This is a genomic window from Pseudarthrobacter sp. NamE5 (assembly GCF_005796225.1).
Classification (GTDB): domain Bacteria; phylum Actinomycetota; class Actinomycetes; order Actinomycetales; family Micrococcaceae; genus Arthrobacter.
Map to the genome: position 1 here is coordinate 26093 of NZ_VAHO01000019.1, position 19288 is coordinate 45380.

20 protein-coding genes are annotated in these 19288 nt (G+C 65.2%); 3 read left to right on the plus strand and 17 right to left on the minus strand.

Annotation, left to right across the window (positions count from 1 at the left end; translation table 11 throughout):
• Nucleotides 1-103: 103 nt before the first annotated feature.
• The 4 genes from FDW84_RS17395 to infC all read right to left on the minus strand — a co-directional run bounded on the left by FDW84_RS17395 (nucleotide 104) and on the right by infC (nucleotide 2871).
• Nucleotides 104-1015, minus strand: coding sequence for a TrmH family RNA methyltransferase (locus FDW84_RS17395; RefSeq protein WP_138610750.1), 912 nt, complete (start codon nucleotides 1013-1015; stop codon nucleotides 104-106).
• Nucleotides 1016-1078: 63 nt separating this feature from the next.
• Nucleotides 1079-1465, minus strand: a complete 387-nt coding sequence (gene rplT, locus FDW84_RS17400; RefSeq protein WP_138133233.1) for a 50S ribosomal protein L20 — start codon at nucleotides 1463-1465, stop codon at nucleotides 1079-1081.
• 118 nt (nucleotides 1466-1583) lie between these two features.
• Complete coding sequence (rpmI, locus tag FDW84_RS17405; protein ID WP_018771575.1) at nucleotides 1584-1778, minus strand: 50S ribosomal protein L35; 195 nt, start codon at nucleotides 1776-1778, stop codon at nucleotides 1584-1586.
• A 118-nt stretch (nucleotides 1779-1896) separates the two neighbouring features.
• On the minus strand, nucleotides 1897-2871 hold the full coding sequence (gene infC, locus FDW84_RS17410; protein ID WP_240721577.1) for a translation initiation factor IF-3: 975 nt from the start codon (nucleotides 2869-2871) through the stop codon (nucleotides 1897-1899).
• A gap of 399 nt (nucleotides 2872-3270) precedes the next feature.
• Between infC and FDW84_RS17415 the strand changes: the two genes are divergently transcribed.
• Nucleotides 3271-3654 (plus strand): DUF1844 domain-containing protein, encoded by a 384-nt coding sequence (locus FDW84_RS17415; RefSeq protein WP_138610752.1) that lies wholly within the window; start codon nucleotides 3271-3273, stop codon nucleotides 3652-3654.
• Between the two features lie 94 nt (nucleotides 3655-3748).
• On the opposite strand, the gene FDW84_RS17420 is transcribed toward FDW84_RS17415, so the two are convergent.
• The 8 genes from FDW84_RS17420 to FDW84_RS17450 form a co-directional block, all read right to left on the minus strand.
• Nucleotides 3749-5041 carry an MFS transporter gene (locus FDW84_RS17420; protein WP_138610753.1) on the minus strand — a complete coding sequence of 431 codons (1293 nt, stop codon included), beginning with the start codon at nucleotides 5039-5041 and terminating at the stop codon, nucleotides 3749-3751.
• Between the two features lie 57 nt (nucleotides 5042-5098).
• A complete protein-coding gene (locus FDW84_RS17425) occupies nucleotides 5099-5980 on the minus strand; it encodes an SseB family protein (RefSeq protein ID WP_138610754.1) in 882 nt (293 codons plus the stop codon).
• A gap of 27 nt (nucleotides 5981-6007) precedes the next feature.
• Nucleotides 6008-6754, minus strand: coding sequence for a bifunctional 1-(5-phosphoribosyl)-5-((5-phosphoribosylamino)methylideneamino)imidazole-4-carboxamide isomerase/phosphoribosylanthranilate isomerase PriA (priA, locus tag FDW84_RS17430; protein WP_138610755.1), 747 nt, complete (start codon nucleotides 6752-6754; stop codon nucleotides 6008-6010).
• Nucleotides 6755-6792: 38 nt separating this feature from the next.
• Nucleotides 6793-6951 (minus strand): hypothetical protein, encoded by a 159-nt coding sequence (locus FDW84_RS19405; RefSeq protein ID WP_171046827.1) that lies wholly within the window; start codon nucleotides 6949-6951, stop codon nucleotides 6793-6795.
• Complete coding sequence (gene hisH / locus FDW84_RS17435; RefSeq protein ID WP_138610756.1) at nucleotides 6952-7719, minus strand: imidazole glycerol phosphate synthase subunit HisH; 768 nt, start codon at nucleotides 7717-7719, stop codon at nucleotides 6952-6954.
• Nucleotides 7716-8342 carry an imidazoleglycerol-phosphate dehydratase HisB gene (gene hisB / locus FDW84_RS17440; RefSeq protein WP_138610757.1) on the minus strand — a complete coding sequence of 209 codons (627 nt, stop codon included), beginning with the start codon at nucleotides 8340-8342 and terminating at the stop codon, nucleotides 7716-7718. Before hisB ends, hisH begins: the two co-directional genes overlap by 4 nt.
• A 61-nt stretch (nucleotides 8343-8403) precedes the next feature.
• A complete protein-coding gene (locus FDW84_RS17445; RefSeq protein WP_138610758.1) occupies nucleotides 8404-9522 on the minus strand; it encodes a histidinol-phosphate transaminase in 1119 nt (372 codons plus the stop codon).
• A gap of 104 nt (nucleotides 9523-9626) precedes the next feature.
• The gene (locus tag FDW84_RS17450; RefSeq protein ID WP_138610783.1) at nucleotides 9627-9968 is read right to left on the minus strand and encodes a LysM peptidoglycan-binding domain-containing protein; all 342 of its coding nucleotides are present in this window, start codon (nucleotides 9966-9968) and stop codon (nucleotides 9627-9629) included.
• A 422-nt stretch (nucleotides 9969-10390) separates the two neighbouring features.
• On the opposite strand from FDW84_RS17450, the gene lexA reads away from it, so the two are divergent.
• Nucleotides 10391-11125, plus strand: a complete 735-nt coding sequence (gene lexA / locus FDW84_RS17455; RefSeq protein ID WP_138610759.1) for a transcriptional repressor LexA — start codon at nucleotides 10391-10393, stop codon at nucleotides 11123-11125.
• A 15-nt stretch (nucleotides 11126-11140) separates the two neighbouring features.
• On the opposite strand, the gene FDW84_RS17460 is transcribed toward lexA, so the two are convergent.
• Both FDW84_RS17460 and hflX read right to left on the minus strand, forming a co-directional pair.
• Nucleotides 11141-13198, minus strand: a complete 2058-nt coding sequence (locus tag FDW84_RS17460; protein WP_138610760.1) for an ATP-dependent DNA helicase — start codon at nucleotides 13196-13198, stop codon at nucleotides 11141-11143.
• Nucleotides 13191-14774 carry a GTPase HflX gene (gene hflX / locus FDW84_RS17465; protein ID WP_138610761.1) on the minus strand — a complete coding sequence of 528 codons (1584 nt, stop codon included), beginning with the start codon at nucleotides 14772-14774 and terminating at the stop codon, nucleotides 13191-13193. Before hflX ends, FDW84_RS17460 begins: the two co-directional genes overlap by 8 nt.
• A 449-nt stretch (nucleotides 14775-15223) precedes the next feature.
• Between hflX and FDW84_RS17470 the strand changes: the two genes are divergently transcribed.
• On the plus strand, nucleotides 15224-15847 hold the full coding sequence (locus FDW84_RS17470; RefSeq protein ID WP_138610762.1) for a class I SAM-dependent methyltransferase: 624 nt from the start codon (nucleotides 15224-15226) through the stop codon (nucleotides 15845-15847).
• On the opposite strand, the gene dapF is transcribed toward FDW84_RS17470, so the two are convergent.
• Genes dapF through miaB form a run of 3 tightly spaced genes read right to left on the minus strand, consistent with a single transcriptional unit; the run spans nucleotide 15819 to nucleotide 19275 of the window.
• Nucleotides 15819-16763: a diaminopimelate epimerase gene (gene dapF / locus FDW84_RS17475; RefSeq protein WP_138610763.1), complete on the minus strand. Its 945-nt coding sequence runs from the start codon at nucleotides 16761-16763 to the stop codon at nucleotides 15819-15821. The genes FDW84_RS17470 and dapF overlap by 29 nt on opposite strands.
• Before the next feature lie 52 nt (nucleotides 16764-16815).
• Nucleotides 16816-17712, minus strand: coding sequence for a tRNA (adenosine(37)-N6)-dimethylallyltransferase MiaA (miaA, locus tag FDW84_RS17480; RefSeq protein WP_138610764.1), 897 nt, complete (start codon nucleotides 17710-17712; stop codon nucleotides 16816-16818).
• Between the two features lie 3 nt (nucleotides 17713-17715).
• Entirely contained in the window at nucleotides 17716-19275 is a 1560-nt protein-coding gene (gene miaB, locus FDW84_RS17485; RefSeq protein ID WP_138610765.1) for a tRNA (N6-isopentenyl adenosine(37)-C2)-methylthiotransferase MiaB, read from the minus strand.
• Nucleotides 19276-19288: the final 13 nt, after the last annotated feature.

Below are 19288 nucleotides of genomic sequence, written 5' to 3' on the forward strand. Positions count from 1 at the left end.
TCATCCGGGGCCTTATTTCGTTCCGCAACACTTCGTTCTGCACTGGACCGGAGACTTACTGATGTCCGAAGTGCCGGAAGGAGCCAGGAAGCGGTGCAGGTTCCTAGCTGCTGACCGCTGCGGGGACCTGTTGGGAACGTGCGCTGGCATAGAGGCAGACCGTGGCTGCTGTTCCCAGGTTGAGGCTCTCCGCGGATCCATAAACCGGTACCGCAACCCGGTGGTCGGCCAGTGCAAGTTCTTCCTCGGACAGCCCCTGGGCTTCATTCCCGAAGAGCCAGGCAGTGGGTCTCTCGAGGGCATAGGCTGATTCAGCGCCCTCCCCCGTGAGCCGCCGCCGGGCATTTTCATCCTGAAGGTTATCCAAATTAAGGGGTCCGTAGCCGTCGGCTGCAAGGATGCCGATCCCCCTGTCCCGGCAGGCAGCTGCAAGTTCCCCAATGTCTGCCCCAAGCACCACCGGAAGGTGGAACAGGGAACCAGCGGTGGAGCGGACAGCCTTGGGGTTGTAGATGTCAACGCTGGAAGCTGTCAGGACCACAGCATCCGCGCCTGCTGAGTCAGCCGCACGCAGGACCGTTCCTGCGTTCCCTGGATCCCTCACCTGGCAGAGGACGGCAATCAGGCGGGGACCGGCGTCGAGCACTTCCCCAAGCGGAACGTCCACGAAACGGCAGACGGCAATGATTCCTTGGGGATTGACCGTGTCAGCCATGGCAGCCAGGACCTCGTCGGTGGCAAGCCGGGAATTCACGCCTTGGGACAGCTCTACAAGTTCCGGAAAGCGGTCCAGGCAGCTGTCGCTCGCGAACACTTCGGTGACCACACCGGTCGCTCCTGCTGCCACACGCTGCTGATGGAGTTTGAGGGCTTCACGGACAGCCTGTGGCCCTTCTGTGAGGAAATGGCCCCGCTTTAAACGGGCCGGGCGCCCTGCAAGTTTCGCCACGTCCTTCACCCGATCAGCTCGGGGGTTGGACAGTGGAAAATCTTGCGGGCGCCCGGTTTCGTTCATATAAGAACTGTAGTGGCTGGGGCCACGGGTTCCTGAACTGCTCCTGGGAGGGACCTGCGGTTGCTAGGCAACAGCCTTCTTGGCTGAGGTGTCGGCAGGCAGGGAATCCTTGGCAACCTTGACCAGCGCTGCGAAAGCGTTGGCGTCGGAAACGGCCAGCTCGGCCAGCATACGGCGGTCAACCTCGACCTGGGCAGCCTTGAGGCCCTGGATCAGGCGGTTGTAGGTGAGGCCGTTGGCGCGGGAAGCAGCGTTGATGCGCTGGATCCACAGGCGGCGGAAGTCACCCTTCTTCTTCTTGCGGTCGCCGTAGCTGTACACAAACGAGTGCAGCAGCTGCTCTTTGGCCTTGCGGTACAGGCGTGAACGCTGTCCGCGGTAGCCCTTTGCGCGTTCGAGAACAACCCGGCGCTTCTTGTGGGCATTGACAGCCCTCTTCACACGTGCCACGTGCGTACTCCTTCGAAAATCTGATCCCAAGCATCTACTGCCGGTGTCCCGGCGGCCTGAGAAGGCTTTTTGGCAGTTGACCATCCACCAGGCGGTGGCTGGTCAAAGAACTTGGAAATTAGATGCCGAGCATCTTCCGGATGACCTTGGCGTCGCCCTTGAAGACGATCCTGTCACCGGCAAGGCGACGGGTCAGCCGCGAGGACTTGTGCTCGAGGTAGTGGCGGCGGTTGGCCTGCTGGCGGCGCAGCTTGCCGCTGCCGGTCAGCTTGAAGCGCTTCTTGGCACCACTGTGGGTCTTCATCTTCGGCATGGGAACCGATCTCCTTACGTATCCGCAGGCTGGGCCTGCAGCTCTATCACGCAGCCGCCCCTTCGGGCAGCGTGCTGGTTGCTGACTGCCGGAGGGATGAACCTCCGGCAGCTGTGGACTAAGTGGTCTTCTTACCGGCCGGCTTGGGCGCTGCCTTGGGGACAGGGCGGGCAGCAGGCTTGGGCGCAGCGGGCCTGGCCACGGGCTTCGGCGGAGCCGGAACCGCTGCCGGCTTCGGCGCAGCAGGTGTGGCTGCAGCAGGCTTGGCGGCTTCTGGCTTCGGGGCGGGAGCAGCCTTGGGCTCTGCGGCCTTTGGTGCAGCCTTTGCCGCGGCTGCCTTTGGAGCTGCCTTCGGCGCCTCCCGCCTGGGTGCTTCGGCAACCTCTGCGGGAGCCTCGGCCGCGGCAGGTTCGACGGCGGCAGCCGGCTCCTGCACCGGCGTTTCCGCTTCTGCAGCAGGCTCCGTGGAGACGGTGAACCCCTCGGGAAGCAGGTCCGCCAGTGACTGGGTCAGGGGGGCCTGGTCATTCCCGGAAGTGTCCACGCGGCCGGACGCCTTGGCTTCGTTCTGCGCTTTTGCCTCAGCACGCTGCGTGGCGCGGCGCGCTTCAGCCTTGGCCTCTGCCTTGTTCTTCAGCGGACCGACCACCATGACCATGTTGCGGCCGTCAATCCGGGGGCTGGACTCCACCACGCCAACTTCGGCAACGTCGTCGGCAAAGCGCTGGAGCAGGCGGATGCCCATTTCCGGACGCTGCTGCTCGCGGCCGCGGAACTGGATCATGGCCTTGACCTTGTCCCCGGCGCCGAGGAAGCGCAGTGCATGCCCGCGCTTGGTCTCGTAGTCGTGGGTGTCGATCTTCAGGCGGAAACGGATTTCCTTCAGAACGGTGTTCGTCTGGTTCTTCCGTGCTTCACGCGCCTTAACCGCAGCCTCGTACTTGTACTTGCCGAAGTCCATCAGCTTGCACACCGGAGGCTTGGCCTGAGGTGCAACTTCAACGAGATCAAGGTCGGACTCGGCAGCCAGACGCAGGGCATCCTCAATACGGACGATTCCTACCTGTTCACCTGCAGGGCCGACCAGCCGCACCTCGGGGACGCGGATACGCTCATTGATTCTTGGCTCGCTAATGTTAAAGCTCCTGTTGTTGTTGTGGAATCCCGGAAACTGGAGAAGGCCCCCAACTGCCGGAGCAATCGAAGGCCTCTAAAAGATTGGGATGCGGGTCCCCGTCAGGGACTGCATGCACGGGATCCGGCCAACGCCGTTTCCATGCCCAACCAGGTACCCGGCAACCTTACGTCCGGAGGTGTTCGTGATGAACGTCCGGAACAGCGGCTGACGCGGGTGGGAGAGAACTCCGCTTGCAAACTGCATGTCATTTTACAGAAAAAATTCCCGTCAACGCAGTAAGCGCCGGTGGGAACCTGATTGTTGGTGCAATCCTGAAATAACGACATCCAGTCGGTCTATGTCAAGCTTACCAGTATGAGCACCCCAGACAGTAATTCACACGTTTTCGAGCCGGCCGGCCCCGCGGATGTCTCCCAGCAAATCCGGGACATCTCCGAGGTGCCCGCCGTGGAGGTCATCACCACCGCTGCCGTCCACCTCATGAGCGCCGCTGCCGTCAAGCTTGGGCTTGCCGCCGAGGACAACGCCGAGGAACTCAAGGACCTGGACGAGGCCCGGAAACTTATCACCGCGCTGGCAGGCCTGGTCACGGCGGCCGCCCCGGAGATTGGGTCCCAGCATGCCGGCCCGTTGCGCGATGGCCTCCGTTCGTTGCAGCTGGCCTTCCGCGAAGAGTCACTGATCCCCGACGCCCCGGGCAAGGGTCCCGGTGAGAAGTACACGGGCGCAGTCAACTAAAGCTTTTTGGCAATCCGCGACGGCGGGCCGGCCTCCAAAGGCCGGCCCGCCGTCGCGCGTTTAACCCCACTCGCAGGAGAACCCTCAAGCCGGCCTACGCTGAAACCCTGCGCCGGCGCCGCTCCTGCAGGACCAGGCCCGCAAAGCAGAGCGCCACGCCGGCCACTCCCACTGAGACAAAACCTCCGGACGGGCCCGTGCTGTCGATGAAGACGCCCGCAAGCGGCGCACCTAAGGCAACCCCGGCGGTCAGCGCGGACCCGTACCAGCCCATGGCCTCCCCGCGCCGTTCCTCAGCCACCAGGTCGGCCACCTTTTCCGAAGCGGAGGACAGCACGGGTGCGCACAGCAGTCCCGGCAGGAGTGAGGCGAAGGCCAGCGTCCAGGTGTCGTGGGCGAATCCCATGGGGATGGTCAGGGCAGCCATGCCCAGCAACAGGACAATGGGCGAGACGGGCCGGTGCATTGCCCCGTATACGAGGCCGCCCACCACGGAGGCGGCGCACCAAAAGACAAAGACAATGCCGATCTCGCGCTGGTGCCCGCCCAGCTCCAAGGCGGCAACAATCCCGACGTCCGTCCCGCTCAACACCATGCCGGCACCTGCTGCAACGGCAAAAACGGCCGCGACCGCGGCAGTGAACCACGCAAAGTTGTGCGCCATCTTGCCCCGGAGGCCGGGCCTTCCACGTGCTTCCGCATGCGCCAGTTCCGCTGCCGGCTCCTGCAGGTGTGCGGGGGCGGCCGTGACCACAGCGGCTTCGGCAGCGTGACGCTCGTCGTCGCCGCATTCCACGGTCTGCGCGGCACTCCGGGTGGGCGGGTTGAACCACATCAGGAACAGCCCGGCCAGTGACGTGGATACCCCCACCACGGTCAGGCCCAGCACCGTGAATCCGCTGGTGGCCACGATGGCACCGGCAGCGGGACCGATCATGAACACCATCTCGGTGGTGATCGCATCCAGGGCGAAGGCGGTGCGCCGCTGGTCTCCGTCGGCCAGCACGCCGAGCGACTGGCGCACCACGCTGAAGATGGGGAGCGTCAGCAGGCCGCCCACAAACACCAGCGGCAGAAGCCATTGGTAGGACACATGGGGAACGATGGACCAGATGACGGTTTCCGAGATCACGGACGGGATCAGGGCGGTGCGCAGTCCGACGGTGTCCACCCGCCGCCCGCGCCAGGGAGCACCAACGGCGATACCGATGGTCATCACAGCGGCCGCAGCGCCTGCTGCGGCATACCCCTGGTCCAGGGTGAGGACGATGTGCAGGGTCAGCAGCACGCCTGCGGCGGAGTGGGGAACCCGGGCAACCATGCCCACCAGCAGCAGCCTGCGGATGGGCCGGACGGCGAGCAACTCCCGGTAGAGAGCGAAATTCACGAAAGTGATCCTTACGTCTGCCGCAGTGGGCCGGGGATCACCCCGCCTTGCTGCCGGCTAGTGGTCGGCGCGCCTCAACTTGATGTCTATCGAGTCGACGCGCTCCCCAAACAATACATTCCGCGACCACTGCGTCTGGAGCCCCGTCACCAGCTCCTGCACCCCGGCGGCGTCCAGTCCGTCCTCAAGGTAAAGCACTACCTGCAGTTCGGGACCTGCGCCGCCGCCGGCCACGACAGATCCGTCAGCTGCCCGCGAGGCCACTCCCCTGCCGGGTACCAGTTCAATGTTCCGCACCGCGGAAAAATCCGCGGCGGCGCGGCCCATTTCGGCAGCGAGTTCCTCGTCTGCGTAGGACGGGATCCAATCATGCTGCTGCGCCAGCGCCCATACTGCCGGACGGCGGACAACAAAGGTGAAGTCCGAGCCGGGGTCCAGGACCAGCAGCTCCGCGCCTTCTGCAACGGCGGAAAGGGCAGCCCGGGCAGCGAAGACGGCGACTGGCCTCGCTTTAGGATGCCAGGCCGTCAACGCGGCGGTGGAAGTGAAGGCGGGCAGTGCAGTCCTGCCGTCGGCCGCCTTGAGCGTGACGAGTGCCATGTCCGCCTGCTTATCGGAGTGCAGCCCATGCAGTCCGTCCGCCTCCTCGGCGAGCTGGGCGACGATGGGGATGAAGACGCGCGCCGTCGCCAGCGAGGCGATCACGCCGGCTTCATTCCCTGTTCCGCCCCGAAGCGCCGCTACCGCGGCGAGGTAGCCGTCGTCGGCCGTTCCGTCGTCGTCGTCAAAGTTATGAATTCTGGCCTGCTCGCCTGCCAGGCTCCGGCCCGCCCAGGGCTGGCCGGCAGAGTCCGCCGGACCGCCCGCACCGGCCAGCGCAGCAGCGATATGCCCGGGAAGCGGGCGCGGGGACGGAGCTGCGGGTTCGTTGCTGGCCATGGCGGTCCTTCGGTCCGGGCGGGAAGCCTAGCGGCGGCCGGCGACGTCGAGTGCTTCGGGCAGCGTGAAAGCGTTGGCGTAGAGTGCCTTGCCCACGATGGCGCCTTCAACGCCCAAGGGAACCAGTGAACGCAGGACCTTGAGGTCGTCGAGGCTGGAGATGCCGCCCGATGCCACCACCGGCTTACCGGTCTTCTCCACCATTTGGCGCAGGAGTTCCACGTTGGGCCCCTGAAGAGTGCCGTCCTTGGTGACGTCCGTGACCACATAACGGCTGCATCCGGCTTCCTCAAGGCGGCCCAAAACATCCCAGAGGTCACCGCCCTCCTTGGTCCAGCCCCGGCCGGCGAGGGTGGTGCCGCGCACATCCAGGCCGACGGCGATTTTGTCGCCAAAGCGCTCGATGGCCCGGCGGGTCCACTCGGGGTTCTCCAAAGCGGCTGTTCCCAGGTTGACGCGGGCGACGCCCAGGTCCAGGGCCGCTTCAAGGGTCTGGTCGTCCCGCAGTCCGCCGGAAAGCTCCACCTTAATGTCCAGCCGGCCCACTACTTCGCGGAGCAGCTCCGCATTGGAGCCGCGGCCGAAAGCGGCGTCAAGGTCCACCAGGTGCACCCATTCTGCGCCCTGCTGCTGCCAGTTCAGCGCGGCTTCCAGCGGGGTTCCATAGCTGGTCTCACTGCCCGCTTCCCCCTGGACCAGCCGGACGGCTTGGCCGTTGACGACATCGACGGCGGGCAGCAGTTCAAGAACCGGCAGTTCGGTGGCGGTGGTCATGTCTATCCTCAGGGTTGGGGGATGTGGGGTAGCGCCGGTCAGGCGGCCGGCAGCGTCAGCAGGTAGGCGGCCAGCAGCGACATGCCCGCCAGGACGTAAAACGAAATCTGGGTCCAGAGCGGCTTGTGCTGCTGCCTAAAGGACAGGGCGCCACCAATGAGCAGTCCGGCGAGCCCCATGAGGAGGATGGACCACATCTACGCTGTGCCGCCGGCCGGTGTCTGTGTGGTGCTGCCCGGTTCCGGGGTGCCTGCCGGCCTGCGCAGGGCCTCGACCCAGTTATGCAGCAGGCGGGCGCCGGCGTCCCCGGATTTCTCCGGGTGGAACTGGGTGGCACACAGCGGACCGTTTTCGACGGCGGCGATGAACGGCGCGCCGTGCTCGGACCAAGTCACCAGGGGCGGAGCCATCCGCGGCTGGACAACGTCGAAGTTCCATTCCTGGACACCATACGAGTGCACAAAGTAGAACCGCTCGCTCTCGACGCCGGCAAACAGCTTGGAGCCCTCCGGCACCTTTACGGTGTTCCAGCCCATGTGCGGCACAACCTCCGCCGGCAGGAGCTCAACCTTCCCGGGCCACTCACCGATGCCTTCCGCCTCAGTGCCGTGTTCGACACCGGCCTCAAAGAGAACCTGGAGGCCTACGCAGATGCCCAGGACGGGCCGTCCGCCTGCAACGCGCCTGCCGATGAGGCGGATGCCGTCCACGGCTTTGAGCTCACGCATCACAGTCTCGAAGGCGCCGACGCCAGGAACCACCAGGCCATCCGCGTTCAGGACGTCCTCCGGCTTTGAGCTGAGGATGACTTCTGCGCCCGCCCGCTCCAGGGCGCGCACGGCCGAGCGGACGTTGCCTGAACCGTAGTCCAGGACGGTGACCGTCGGCTTTCCCTCGGGCGAAGGCAGCTTCCGGGAGGCGGAGGGGTCGATGATGGCGCCGTCCCGAAGGACCTGGCCGCTCACAGTGCACCCTTGGTGGAGGGGATTCCCTCAACGCGGGGGTCCGGTTCCACGGCCGCGCGCAGCGCCCGGGCGAACGCCTTGAACTGGGCCTCGACGATGTGGTGCGGGTCCCGGCCGGCGATGACGTTCATGTGCAGGCAAATTCCTGCGTGCAGCGTGATTGCTTCGAAAACGTGGCGGGTGAGGGACCCGGTGAAGTGTCCGCCGATCAGGTGGTACTCCTGGCCGGCGGGCTCGCCGCCGTGCACCAGATAGGGACGCCCGGAAACATCAACGACGGCGTGGGCCAGAGCTTCATCCAAGGGGACGGTAGCTTCGCCGAAACGGCGGATGCCCGCCTTGTTGCCCAGTGCGGTGCGCAGCACCTCGCCGAAGGTGATGGCGACATCTTCCACTGTGTGGTGGACATCGATGTGGATGTCCCCCGTGGCCTTGACCGTCATGTCAATCAGGGAGTGCTTGCAGAGAGCCGTCAGCATGTGATCGTAGAACGGCACCGACGTGTCGATGTCCGCGCTGCCGGTGCCGTCAAGGTTGATTTCGACAAGCACGGACGACTCGCTGGTGGCGCGTTCCATGCGGGCAGTCCGGGCCGCAGCCACGTTCGATCCGGTGGTACTCATGCTTAGGGTCCTTTTGGGCAGGAAATGGGTTTGTTCGGGCGTCCAGCGCCGTACTTCCAGTCTAGGCGGGAAGCGCGGCCTGGTTTGCAAGGATGTTTTCCAGGGAGGTGAGGAAGGCTGTGGTTTCGGTCTCAGTTCCCGCGGTGACACGCAGATGGCCAGGAATCCCCACATCGCGGATGAGCACACCGGCGTTCAGCAGTTCCTGCCAGACGCGGTGGGGGTCTTCCAAGCCGCCGAAGAAGACATAGTTGGAGTCTGAGGCGGCAGGCTTGAGCCCCATCCGCGTTAGCTCGGCTACGATACGGTCCCGCTGCTTTTTGATGTCTTCCACATCCGCCATCAGCGCCTCACGGTGCTGGAGCGCAGCGAGGGCCGTTGCCTGCGTAATGGCGGAGAGGTGGTATGGAAGCCGGACAAGCCGCAGGGCATCAGTAACTTCGGGGGCCGCCGCCATATAGCCGAGCCGGGCCCCGGCCAGGGCGAACGCCTTGCTCATGGTCCGGGAAACGATCAACCGTTCCCGCCCGGGGAGCAGCGTCAGGGCGCTGGGCGTTCCGTCATGGGCGAACTCGTGGTACGCCTCATCAACGATGACGATGGTCCGGCTGGCTTCGCCGGCCTCGTAGACTGCTTCCACCACATCCAGTCCCAGGCCCGTTCCCGTGGGGTTGTTGGGCGAGCAGAGGAACACAATGTTGGGACGCAGTTCCCCGACCTGCCGTGCAGCAGATTCCGCGCTGAGGTCATATCCTTCAGCCCGCTCCCCCACGATGTATTCGGTGTCCGTTCCGCTGGCGAGCAACGGATACATGGAGTACGTGGGCGGGAAGCCGAGCGCTGTACGCCCCGGGCCACCGAAGGCCTGGAGTATCTGCTGGAGCACCTCATTGGACCCGTTGGCGGCCCAGAGGTTGGACTCATCCAACCCGTGGCCCAGGTATTCCGCCAGCGCTTTCCGCAGCTCGGTGAATTCGCGGTCGGGATAGCGGTTGAGTCCCGCGGCAGCCTCGGAAACAGCCTTCGTGATCGCTGCCCGGACGTCCGCCGGGACACCATGGGTGTTCTCGTTGACGTTGAGGAGAATGGGGACATCCAGCTGCGGTGCACCGTAAGGGGTAAGCCCGCGAAGGTTGCTGCGGAGGGGAAGCCGGTTCAGGCGCTCTAGCTGGTCATTCACCTGAACAGTTTAGTGCCCCTGCAGGACACCCGAAAATGTGACGGCCCCTGTTCGCCTTCAGCGTCGCCTCCCGGCGGCGACTCCAGCAGGCAGAGCATGATGGCCTACGCGGCCGGCACGAACAGCCGCTGGCCAGGGAAGACAGCGCCGGACGAAAGGTTGTTCAGCTGAACGATGTCCGCAACAACGTCGCGCGCATCCCGTTGCGGCGCCACGTTGGCCGCAATGCCCCACAGCGACTCGCCGGACTGGACCGTCACCGGGACCGTGGGCGTGGCGGTGAGATCCTCGGCAGAGTCCGACGCCTTGGCCGGCGCGTTGAAAAAACCTGCCAGTGAGAGCAGCAGGGCTGCCAGCAGGATGAGTGGAATTCCAATCAGCACGATACGCCCGCGGCGGGTGAGCCGCAGGGGCGGAAGGGGCGCCTGGCGCACCTCCGGCCGCATTCCCGATTCGGAGAAGAGGTGCTGCACCGGGTGCAGTTGTTGACGTGGACTCCGCGAAACAGATGTAGCTGACATGACCTTAGCCCTCCTGGACCATACTGTGCTGCCCGGATGTCTTCCCTTTGCCTGCCTTCCAGGGCTGGCTGCCTTCCGGCGCCGACCCCTTTCCGACAACATCTTCGAATTCCTCAGGCATTGAGTAGAACACATATTCGAACTTTGCTTTCTCTGTTTTAGCACTTATCGACGAACAATGTCGAGACTCGCTAGAACAAATGTTTGAAAAAGCCCTGCGGCTGGCCTAGCTTTGAACGAAAGAACAACCACCCGGACAGTCGATCAGCAGGGTCTGACATTGGGGCGGGATCTTCCAGTGCACCGCCGCGGGAAGTCCCGGTGGAAAATGAAAGGCATTGGCGAATATGGCAGCAGCAGCCGCCGGGAGCAGGGGAACCGCGCAACCAAGGAAGACCGCCAAGGGCCTGACGCCACGGCAAAAGAAAATCCTCGAGACCATCCAGCGCTCCGTCAACGAGAATGGATATCCTCCCTCGATGCGGGAAATCGGGGACATCGTTGGCCTGGCGAGCCTTTCCAGCGTCACGCACCAGCTGTCCCAGCTCGAAAAACTCGGCTACCTCCGCCGCGATCCCAAGCGGCCGCGGGCCATGGAAGTGCTGATGCCCCTGACCCTGGACGGCGGTGCCGCAAAGATGCCTGCACAGCCTGACAGCCTGCTTTCAGCGGCCACCGCAACGGTCACGGAACTGCCCACCGCACTGGACACCGCCATGGTTCCCCTGGTGGGCCGGATCGCTGCGGGCGGTCCCATCCTTGCGGACCAGCTCGTGGAAGACGTCATGCCCCTCCCGCGCCAACTGGTGGGCCAGGGCGAGCTGTTCATGCTCAGGGTCGCCGGGGACTCCATGGTGGATGCTGCCATTTGCGATGGTGACTGGGTGGTGGTCCGCAGGCAGGCGGACGCAGCCAACGGTGACATCGTGGCAGCCCTCCTGGATGACGAGGCCACAGTGAAAACGTTCCGGCAGCGGGACGGCCATACCTGGCTGCTCCCCCAGAACACGCAGTACGAGCCCATCCTTGGGGACCATGCCACCATCATGGGCAAGGTCGTTTCAGTGCTCCGTTCCCTGTAGCCGGTAGCCGCCCACTCAGGCGTTTTCCCGGGCCAGCCTCTCCAGCGCCGCCACTGCCGTCTTCCGGTCTGTTGTCGGCCAGAAGGGCGGCAGGGCCGCGCGGAGGAACCCCGCGTAACGCTCGGTGGCAAGCCGCGAGTCAAGCACGGCCACTACTCCCTTGTCCCCCGTGGACCGGATCAGCCGGCCTGCCCCCTGGGCAAGGCGGATGGCGGCATGGGTGGCAGACACGGACATGAAGCCGTTTCCGCCCGCCTGCGCGACAGCCCGTGAGCGGGCTGTCATGAGGGGATCGTCCGGCCTGGGGAACGGGATGCGGTCTATGACCACCAGGCGGCAGGAACCCCCGGGCACGTCAACGCCCTGCCACAGGGACATGGTGCCGAAGAGGCAGGTGTCGGGCTCGTCCGCGAACTGCTTCACCAGGGCCGTCATGGTGGAATCGCCCTGGCACAGGATGGTCATGCCCAGCTTTGGCCGCAGGGCTTCCGCAGCTTCCTCTGCGGCCCGCCGGGACGAAAACAGGCACAATGCACCGCCGTTGGAGGCCCGGATCAAGGATTCCAGTTCCGCCAGCGATTCCGGAGATGCCCCTCTGCCCGGCTTCGGCAGATGGCCGGCGACGTACAGAATGCCCTGTTTCGGATAATCGAAGGGAGACCCCACGTCCACGCCGGTCCAGCTGGGGGCTCCTTCCCCGACAAGACCCAGCCCGCCGGCGGCAGGTTCGAAGGCGGAACCAATAGCCAAGGTTGCCGAGGTAAGCACCACGGTATGCCCGGAAAAAAGGCCCTCCCGCAGCCTGCCTGCTACAGAAAGCGGGGCAACGTTGATCAAGGCCGGCGCCGTGTCATCCGGCTGGGAGTATCCCTGCTGCGGGTCAAAGGAACTGGGCCGGGAAATCCATACCACCTCCCTGTTTTCACGGGCTGCGAGGAGCCTTTCACACAATTCAAGGATGAGCGTCAGCCGGGAGCGGGCAAGCTGCCTCCCGCCGTCGGCTGTTGTGCTGCTGTCCCCCTTTGAATCGGAGAGCGCGGCACGGCAGGCCTCACGCAGCTGGTCCACGCAGTCCAGCTGCCCGTCGTTCAGCCCATTGGGCAGCAGGCCGTTCGGCACTCCGGCAAGGGCAACCTCCAGGTTGGCGGCTGCCGCGTTGAGGGCGTCAACGGTGATGGCTGTGTGTTTCCGGGCACCGGCGGCCGCAGCGTGCACCATGGCCACCGACAGCTGGCCGGAAACCGCTCCGGTGACCCTGTCCTGCAGTTCGTGGGCCTCGTCCACCACCACGACGTCGTACTCGGGAAGGACTGCCAGTCCTTCGAAGGCGCTGACCGCGAGCATGGCATGGTTGGTGACCACCACGTCCGCCTCCGCCGCGTCTTGGCGGGCAAGCTCGCTGAAGCATTCAGCTGCCATGGGGCACTTCTGGGCGCCCAGGCACTCCATCGATGTGACGGAGACCTGACGCCAGGCCCGGTCCGTGACACCGGGCAGGAGTTCATCGCGGTCACCGGTGACAGTCTTTTCCGCCCACTCCCGCAGCCGCACCACCTCCTTGCCGAGCTGGGATGAGGGGCCGCCCGCCGCAGCAGCAAAATGCGGAACGCTGGTGTCCTCGCCCAAGGAGAACAGCTGGCCCTCGGCCGGTTCCTCTGAAGGAAAGCCGCCTTCCAGCTTGTGCAGGCAGACGTAGTTTGACCGTCCCTTGACGAGGGCGACCTTGACGGGCCTGTCCAGGGCCGGGGTGATCGCCTTGAGCAGCCGGGGCAGGTCACGGCCCACGATCTGCGTCTGCAGTGCCAGCGTTGCGGTGGATACCAGGGCGGGCTTGTCGCTTTCCAGAGCGTGGGCGATAAGCGGGATCAGGTAGGCCAAGGACTTTCCGGTTCCCGTGCCGGCCTGGACCAGCAGGTGGTCCCCGCTTTCGATGGCGCGGGCCACCTGCCTGGCCATCTCGTGCTGACCGTCCCTGCTCTGCCCGCCCATGGCGGCGACAGCCCGGTCGAGCAGGTCGATGACGAACTGCTCGCCGGGCGTACCCGTGGCCTGGTCAGCCACGGGGTCAGTCATTGCTGGCGAAGGGTTCCAGTTCAGCCGCGAGGCCTTCCCGGACTTTAACAACGGCCCGGGTACCGGCTTCATCGTGGTCAACGCTGATGATTTCGGCGTCGGATTCGTGCAGTTTGCTGACCAGGTCCCCGCGGTCGTAGGGAATAAGCAGCTCGAGCTTCACGGAAGGCCGCGGAATGGCGTTACTGATGGCCTTGAGCAGTTCCTGGATGCCTTGACCGGTGCGTGCCGACACCACAACGTGGCGCGGTTCGCGCTGCTTGAGCCGCTCCACCACAAAGGGATCGGCGGCATCTGCCTTGTTGAGGACGATGATCTCCGGGACCTTGCGGGCGTCCACCTCGCTGAAGACCTTCCGGACGGCCGCGATCTGGCCTTCAGGGTCCGGGTGCGACACATCCACAACGTGCAGGATCAGGTCCGCGTCCGCAACCTCTTCCAGGGTGGAGCGGAACGCCTCCACCAGCTGGGTGGGCAGGGACCTGACGAAACCCACGGTATCGGCCAGCGTGTAGCCCAAGCCATCGGCAGTCTCCGCCTTGCGCACGGTGGGATCCAGGGTGGCGAACAGCGCGTTCTCCACCAGGACCCCGGCATCGGTGAGGCGGTTCAGCAGCGAGGACTTGCCGGCGTTGGTGTACCCGGCAATTGCCACCGAAGGCACTTCATTACGACGGCGGTTCGCCCGTTTGGTCTCACGCGCGGGCTTCATCCCGGCGATCTCGCGCCGCAGCTTGGCCATGCGCGTACGGATCCGGCGGCGGTCCAGCTCGATCTTGGTTTCACCGGGACCGCGCGAGCCCATGCCGGCGGCGGCGCTGCCCACCTGGCCACCGGCCTGGCGGGACATCGACTCACCCCAGCCGCGGAGGCGCGGCAGGAGGTACTCCAGCTGCGCCAGCTCCACCTGGGCCTTGCCCTCGCGGCTCTTGGCGTGCTGGGCGAAAATGTCCAGGATCAGGGCAGTCCGGTCGATGACCTTGACCTTGACGATGTCCTCCAGGCCACGACGCTGGGAGGGTGCAAGCTCAGCGTCCACCACCACTGTGTCAGCGCCGGTGGACATCACGATGTCCCTAAGTTCAAGGGCCTTGCCTGACCCAAGGAAGGTTCCGGGGTCCGGCTTGTCCCGGCGCTGGACCAGTCCGTCCAGGACCTCGGAGCCGGCTGTTTCGGCGAGGGCGGCGAGTTCCCGTAGGGAGTTCTCGGCATCTGCAAGGGTTCCCTCGGACCACAGCCCCGCCAGGACCACCCGTTCCAGGCGCAGCTGGCGGTACTCAACCTCGGTGACGTCTTCAAGCTCGGTGGAAAGGCCGGCCGTGCGGCGCAGCGCGCGGCGTTCCTCCAGATCCTGCTGGTCGCCGTCATACGTTGTGTGTTCTGCTTCCAGGCTGGATATTGCCTGCGCCTTGCCGAACAACGCCTTGCCGCCCCGGCTTTCCTCACCCCCGCCCGCGGTGCTGAGGTTCCTGGCCGGTACGTCCTTGGAGAGGATCCGGTCGATTACAGCCTGGATTTCCTCAGGGCTCATGTCCTGGGCGGCTGGATCTGATCCGGTGTTGGGCTGGCTGGTCATGGTCTCCTTTGAAGATTCGGCAGTTCCAGAATAGTGCTGATTAATGCTGATTGGGGAAGTATTCGCGCTGGGCTGACGGCCTGCGGTCATTCAAGCCTCCTGGCTTGTTGGGCCGGACGATGCTGAAAGCGTCGACGGCGGACGTGCCACGCCTTTGATGCGTGGCAGATGCGGAAGCAGCCGGAAACGGCGGGAAGTCCAAATAAAAGCTGGTTCTCGAGTGTTGTCCGGCGACCGGATCAAACGGGAGCGTTTGGTCCGGTGCACGCAGCGGAAGGTACAGAAACCTGCGTCGCTGGGTGGGACAGGCTGTCGCTGGAAGGACAGGCTTCGATACGGGCTTTGCCCGTGCCGGTTACTCGAAGATCAGGAACATGCCATTCAGGGTAGCAGAGCAGCCCGGGGCGAATTTTCACTTTAAGCTGCAGGGGGAACTACTCTGGCCAGTTATGGAGTCCGCACATTATTTCAGCGCAACACCCGCCGGCCCGTTCACCCGCAAGCCCCTCATGGTCGAGCTCGCCGGGCAGACGCGCAGGCTGCAGACTTCCAGCGGCATCTTCAGCCCGGACGGCATCGACAAAGGCACAGCCATCCTCCTTGCCGACGTTCCGGCGCCGGCGCCGCAGGGAAACCTCCTGGACATCGGCTGCGGTTGGGGGCCGATTGCCCTGACCATGGCCCTGCGGGCACCCTCCTCCAAGGTCTATGCAGTGGACGTCAACGAGCGCTGCATCACGCTGACCAACGAGAACGCCGCGGCACTGGGACTTACCAACGTCACGGCCAGCACGCCCGAGGCGGTGGACCCGGCGATCCGTTTTGACACCATCTGGTCCAACCCGCCCATCCGCATTGGCAAGGACGAACTGCACTCGCTCCTGATGATGTGGCTGCCGCGCCTGGCGCCGGGGGGAACGGCGTGGCTGGTGGTCCAGAAAAACCTGGGTTCGGACTCGCTTCAGCGCTGGCTCGCTGCTGAGCTGGACGAGTCGTTCAGCGTCAGCCGGGAAGCGACGTCCAAGTCGTTCAGGATCCTGAAGATCAGGAAAGCGTCCCAGTTGCCACAATGACTGCGGGGCCGCTGAGTTCCACATGCTCGTGGCCGCCTGGGCCAGCGAAGAACTTGACGCCCACCACTCCTCCCGGGACGTGGATGCGCCAGGCATCGGGGGCTTCTGCGCCCGCCCAGTGCCGGATGGCAACCGCCGCTGCGCACGCCCCCGTTCCACAGGACTGGGTCTCCCCCACGCCGCGTTCGTGCACGCGCATGGTCACCGAGCCGACGCCGTCATGGACCAAAGGTTCGGCCGGGACCACGAACTCGACATTGGTGCCGTTAGCCGGGACAGGGTCCACGACGGGCGCGGTAAACAGCCTGGTTCCGGCAAGTTCGGAGAGTTCCGCGAGGGCAACAACGGTGTGCGGGTTGCCCATGCTGACGGAAAGTGCGGGGCGCGGAACTTCCAGGCCCTCGGCGGTCACCAGCGAGTCCATCGCCTTGGCGGTCGCTTCGCCGGGGAAGATGAACTGCCAGGGTCCCATGTCCACGGCATAGTCGTCGCCTGTCCGCACGACGGTCTTGACCCCGGCCCGGGTACCGATGGTGAGGGCGCCGCCATCGGGCAGGTCAATGAAGCCCTCCGTGCGGAGGAAATGGACGAAGACGCGGACGCCGTTGCCGCACATCTCGGACAGGGAACCGTCGCCGTTGCGGTAATCCATGAACCACTCGGCGTCGGGGGCCGCGGCCAACAGTTCGCGGCCTTCGGGCAGAAAGCGCGATGGAACCGCGCGGATGAGCCCGTCACCACCGATGCCCCGGTGCCTGTCGCACAGCGCTGCCACTTCCGCGGCCGCGATGGTGTGGACGCCTTCGGGATCCGCCACCAGGACGAAATCGTTGCCGGTACCGTGCCCCTTCGAAAAGCGGAGCCCGCTGAGGGTACGGAAGGCCGGCTCGGTGGTCTTTGCGAGGGTGGTGTCCATGGTTTCTAGGGTACCGGCCGGGCGGAGCGGGTTTAGAACGGCCGGATGCCCTTTACCTGCAGAGCGAGGCGGCGCGGGCAGTCAGTTCAGGGTCCTGCCAGTCCAGCCACTGGATGCGGGGATCTGCGCGGAACCAGGTGAGCTGGCGCCGGGCAAACTGGCGGGTGGCGATGATGGTGTCCTCCGCGGCCTCGGGTATGGTCACCTCCCCGTCGATGACGCGCAGGAACTGCGAGTAGCCAAGGGCCCGGGGAGCGGTCTTCCCTTGCCGCAGTCCTTGGGTGTCGAGGCGTTGGACTTCCGCGAGCAGGCCGCTGTCCACCATGCGGTGGACCCGGCGGGCGAGCCGCTCACGGAGTACGTCGCGGTCCACCGTGAGCCCGATTTGGATGGCCGGCTGGAAGTACTCGCGCTGCGGCATGAAGGAACTGAAAGGGCGGCCGGTCAGTTCGTAAACCTCCAATGCACGGATGATCCGCCTTGCGTCGGAGACCCTTCCCGCGGACTCCGGGTCCACCGCGCGCAGGCGTTCCAGCAGCGCCGGAGCCCCCTTGGCCGCGAGATCGGCTTCCAACTGCTGCCGGAGGGCTGCATCTGTTCCCGGAAACTCGAGGACATCCAAGACTGCCCGCACATAAAGGCCAGAGCCGCCGGCGAGAATTGCTCGCTTGCCTCGGGCGTGGACGTCGGCAATGGTGGCCCTGGCCTGCTGCTGGAATTGCGAAACGCTGGCTTCCTGGGTGACGTCCAGGATGTCGAGCAGATGGTGCGGCACTCCCCTGCGCTCCGCCCAGGTGATCTTGGCCGTGCCGATATCCATGCCGCGATAGAACTGCATGGCATCGGCGTTAATGACCTCGCCGTCGAGCTCCAGGGCAAGGCTGACCGCGAGATCCGATTTCCCTGAACCGGTGGGGCCGACGACGGCGATGACTGGCGGTGCGGGCACCGGTCAGCGGGTGCGCACTGGCAGCGACGGCATTCCGAGCGACACACCCTTTGCGCCTGTGCCTGAATCCGGCGCCGGTGCCCCGCAGGAATCCGCCTGCGACCTGTCCCAGGCGTCACCTGCACGGGAGCGCCTGAGGCGGTATTCCTCAAGGGTGGGGTCCGCTATGAGGTGGAACGAAGCGGCCTCGGTGATGGTGACCGTGACGAGGTCTCCCGGGCGCGGGGCAGGAGCGCCGTCGGGAACCGAGAAGTGGACCAGCCGCTGGTCACGGGAGCGCCCGGAGAGCCGGTGGGTTTCCCCTGCCTTGCGTCCTGACTGTGCCGTCACCATGACCTCAACACTGCGGCCCAGCTGCTTGCGGTTCTCCTCCGCTGCAATCCGGTCCTGCAGGGCGGTGAGCCGTTCAAACCGTTCCTGCACCACGGACTTGGGCAGCTGGTCCGGCAGTTCAGCAGCAGGGGTGCCGGGGCGCTTGGAGTACTGGAAGGTGAAGGCGGTAGCGAAGCGGGACTGCTCCACCACGTCCAGCGTCGCCTGGAAGTCCTCTTCGGTTTCCCCGGGGAAGCCTACGATGATGTCCGTGGAGATTGCTGCGTGCGGAATTTTCTCCCGGACCTTGTCCAGGATGCCGAGGAACTTGGTAGACCGGTAGGACCGTTTCATCGCCCGCAGGATGCTGTCCGATCCCGATTGCAGCGGCATATGCAGCTGCGGCATGACATTGGGGGTCTCGGCCATGGCGTCGATGACGTCGTCGGTGAAGGCGGCGGGGTGCGGGCTGGTGAAACGGACCCGTTCCAGGCCCTGGATGTCGCCGCAGGCCCGAAGCAGCTTCGAGAACGCCTGCCGGTCGCCGAACTCCACGCCATAGGAGTTGACGTTCTGGCCAAGGAGCGTGACCTCGATGGCGCCGTCGTCCACCAGCGCCTGAATCTCCGCGAGGATCTCGCCCGGCCGGCGGTCCTTTTCTTTGCCGCGCAGGGCGGGGACGATGCAGAAGGTGCAGGTGTTGTTGCAGCCTACAGAGATGGACACCCAGCCCGAATAGACCGAGTCGCGTTTGGTGGGAAGGGTGGACGGAAAGACGTCAAGCGACTCCAGGATCTCCAGCTGCGCCTCGTCGTTGTGCCGGGCCCGGTCCAGCAGGGCTGGCAGGGCGCCGACATTGTGGGTGCCGAACACGGCATCCACCCACGGTGCCTTCTTCAGGATGGTTTCCCGGTCCTTCTGCGCCAGGCAACCGCCCACGGCAATCTGCATGCCGGGGTTTGCCGCCTTAACGGGAGCCAGGATCCCCAGGTTGCCGTAGAGCTTGTTGTCGGCATTCTCGCGCACGGCGCAGGTGTTGAACACCACGACGTCGGCCTGGCCGCCCTCCGCCGGTACATATCCTGCGTCCTCAAGCAGGCCGGCCATACGCTCAGAGTCGTGGACGTTCATCTGGCAGCCGAACGTGCGGACTTCATAGGTGCGCGGCTTTGAGGCACCTGACGGTGGGGCGCCGACGGCTTCTGGGGAGGGGCCGGCACCGGAAAGGGAGGAAGGGATGGTCAAACTCACCTGTTAAGGGTAC

Bases quoted from the DNA above. Each gene is read 5' to 3' on its own strand.
- FDW84_RS17395 (WP_138610750.1), bottom strand. From the start codon at position 1,015: ATGAACGAAACCGGGCGCCCGCAAGATTTTCCACTGTCCAACCCCCGA.
- rpmI (WP_018771575.1), bottom strand. From the start codon at position 1,778: ATGCCGAAGATGAAGACCCACAGTGGTGCCAAGAAGCGCTTCAAGCTG.
- FDW84_RS17415 (WP_138610752.1), top strand. From the start codon at position 3,271: ATGAGCACCCCAGACAGTAATTCACACGTTTTCGAGCCGGCCGGCCCC.
- FDW84_RS17425 (WP_138610754.1), bottom strand. From the start codon at position 5,980: ATGGCCAGCAACGAACCCGCAGCTCCGTCCCCGCGCCCGCTTCCCGGG.
- priA (WP_138610755.1), bottom strand. From the start codon at position 6,754: ATGACCACCGCCACCGAACTGCCGGTTCTTGAACTGCTGCCCGCCGTC.
- FDW84_RS19405 (WP_171046827.1), bottom strand. From the start codon at position 6,951: ATGTGGTCCATCCTCCTCATGGGGCTCGCCGGACTGCTCATTGGTGGC.
- hisB (WP_138610757.1), bottom strand. From the start codon at position 8,342: ATGAGTACCACCGGATCGAACGTGGCTGCGGCCCGGACTGCCCGCATG.
- FDW84_RS17450 (WP_138610783.1), bottom strand. From the start codon at position 9,968: ATGCGGCCGGAGGTGCGCCAGGCGCCCCTTCCGCCCCTGCGGCTCACC.
- lexA (WP_138610759.1), top strand. From the start codon at position 10,391: ATGGCAGCAGCAGCCGCCGGGAGCAGGGGAACCGCGCAACCAAGGAAG.
- FDW84_RS17460 (WP_138610760.1), bottom strand. From the start codon at position 13,198: ATGACTGACCCCGTGGCTGACCAGGCCACGGGTACGCCCGGCGAGCAG.
- hflX (WP_138610761.1), bottom strand. From the start codon at position 14,774: ATGACCAGCCAGCCCAACACCGGATCAGATCCAGCCGCCCAGGACATG.
- FDW84_RS17470 (WP_138610762.1), top strand. From the start codon at position 15,224: ATGGAGTCCGCACATTATTTCAGCGCAACACCCGCCGGCCCGTTCACC.
- dapF (WP_138610763.1), bottom strand. From the start codon at position 16,763: ATGGACACCACCCTCGCAAAGACCACCGAGCCGGCCTTCCGTACCCTC.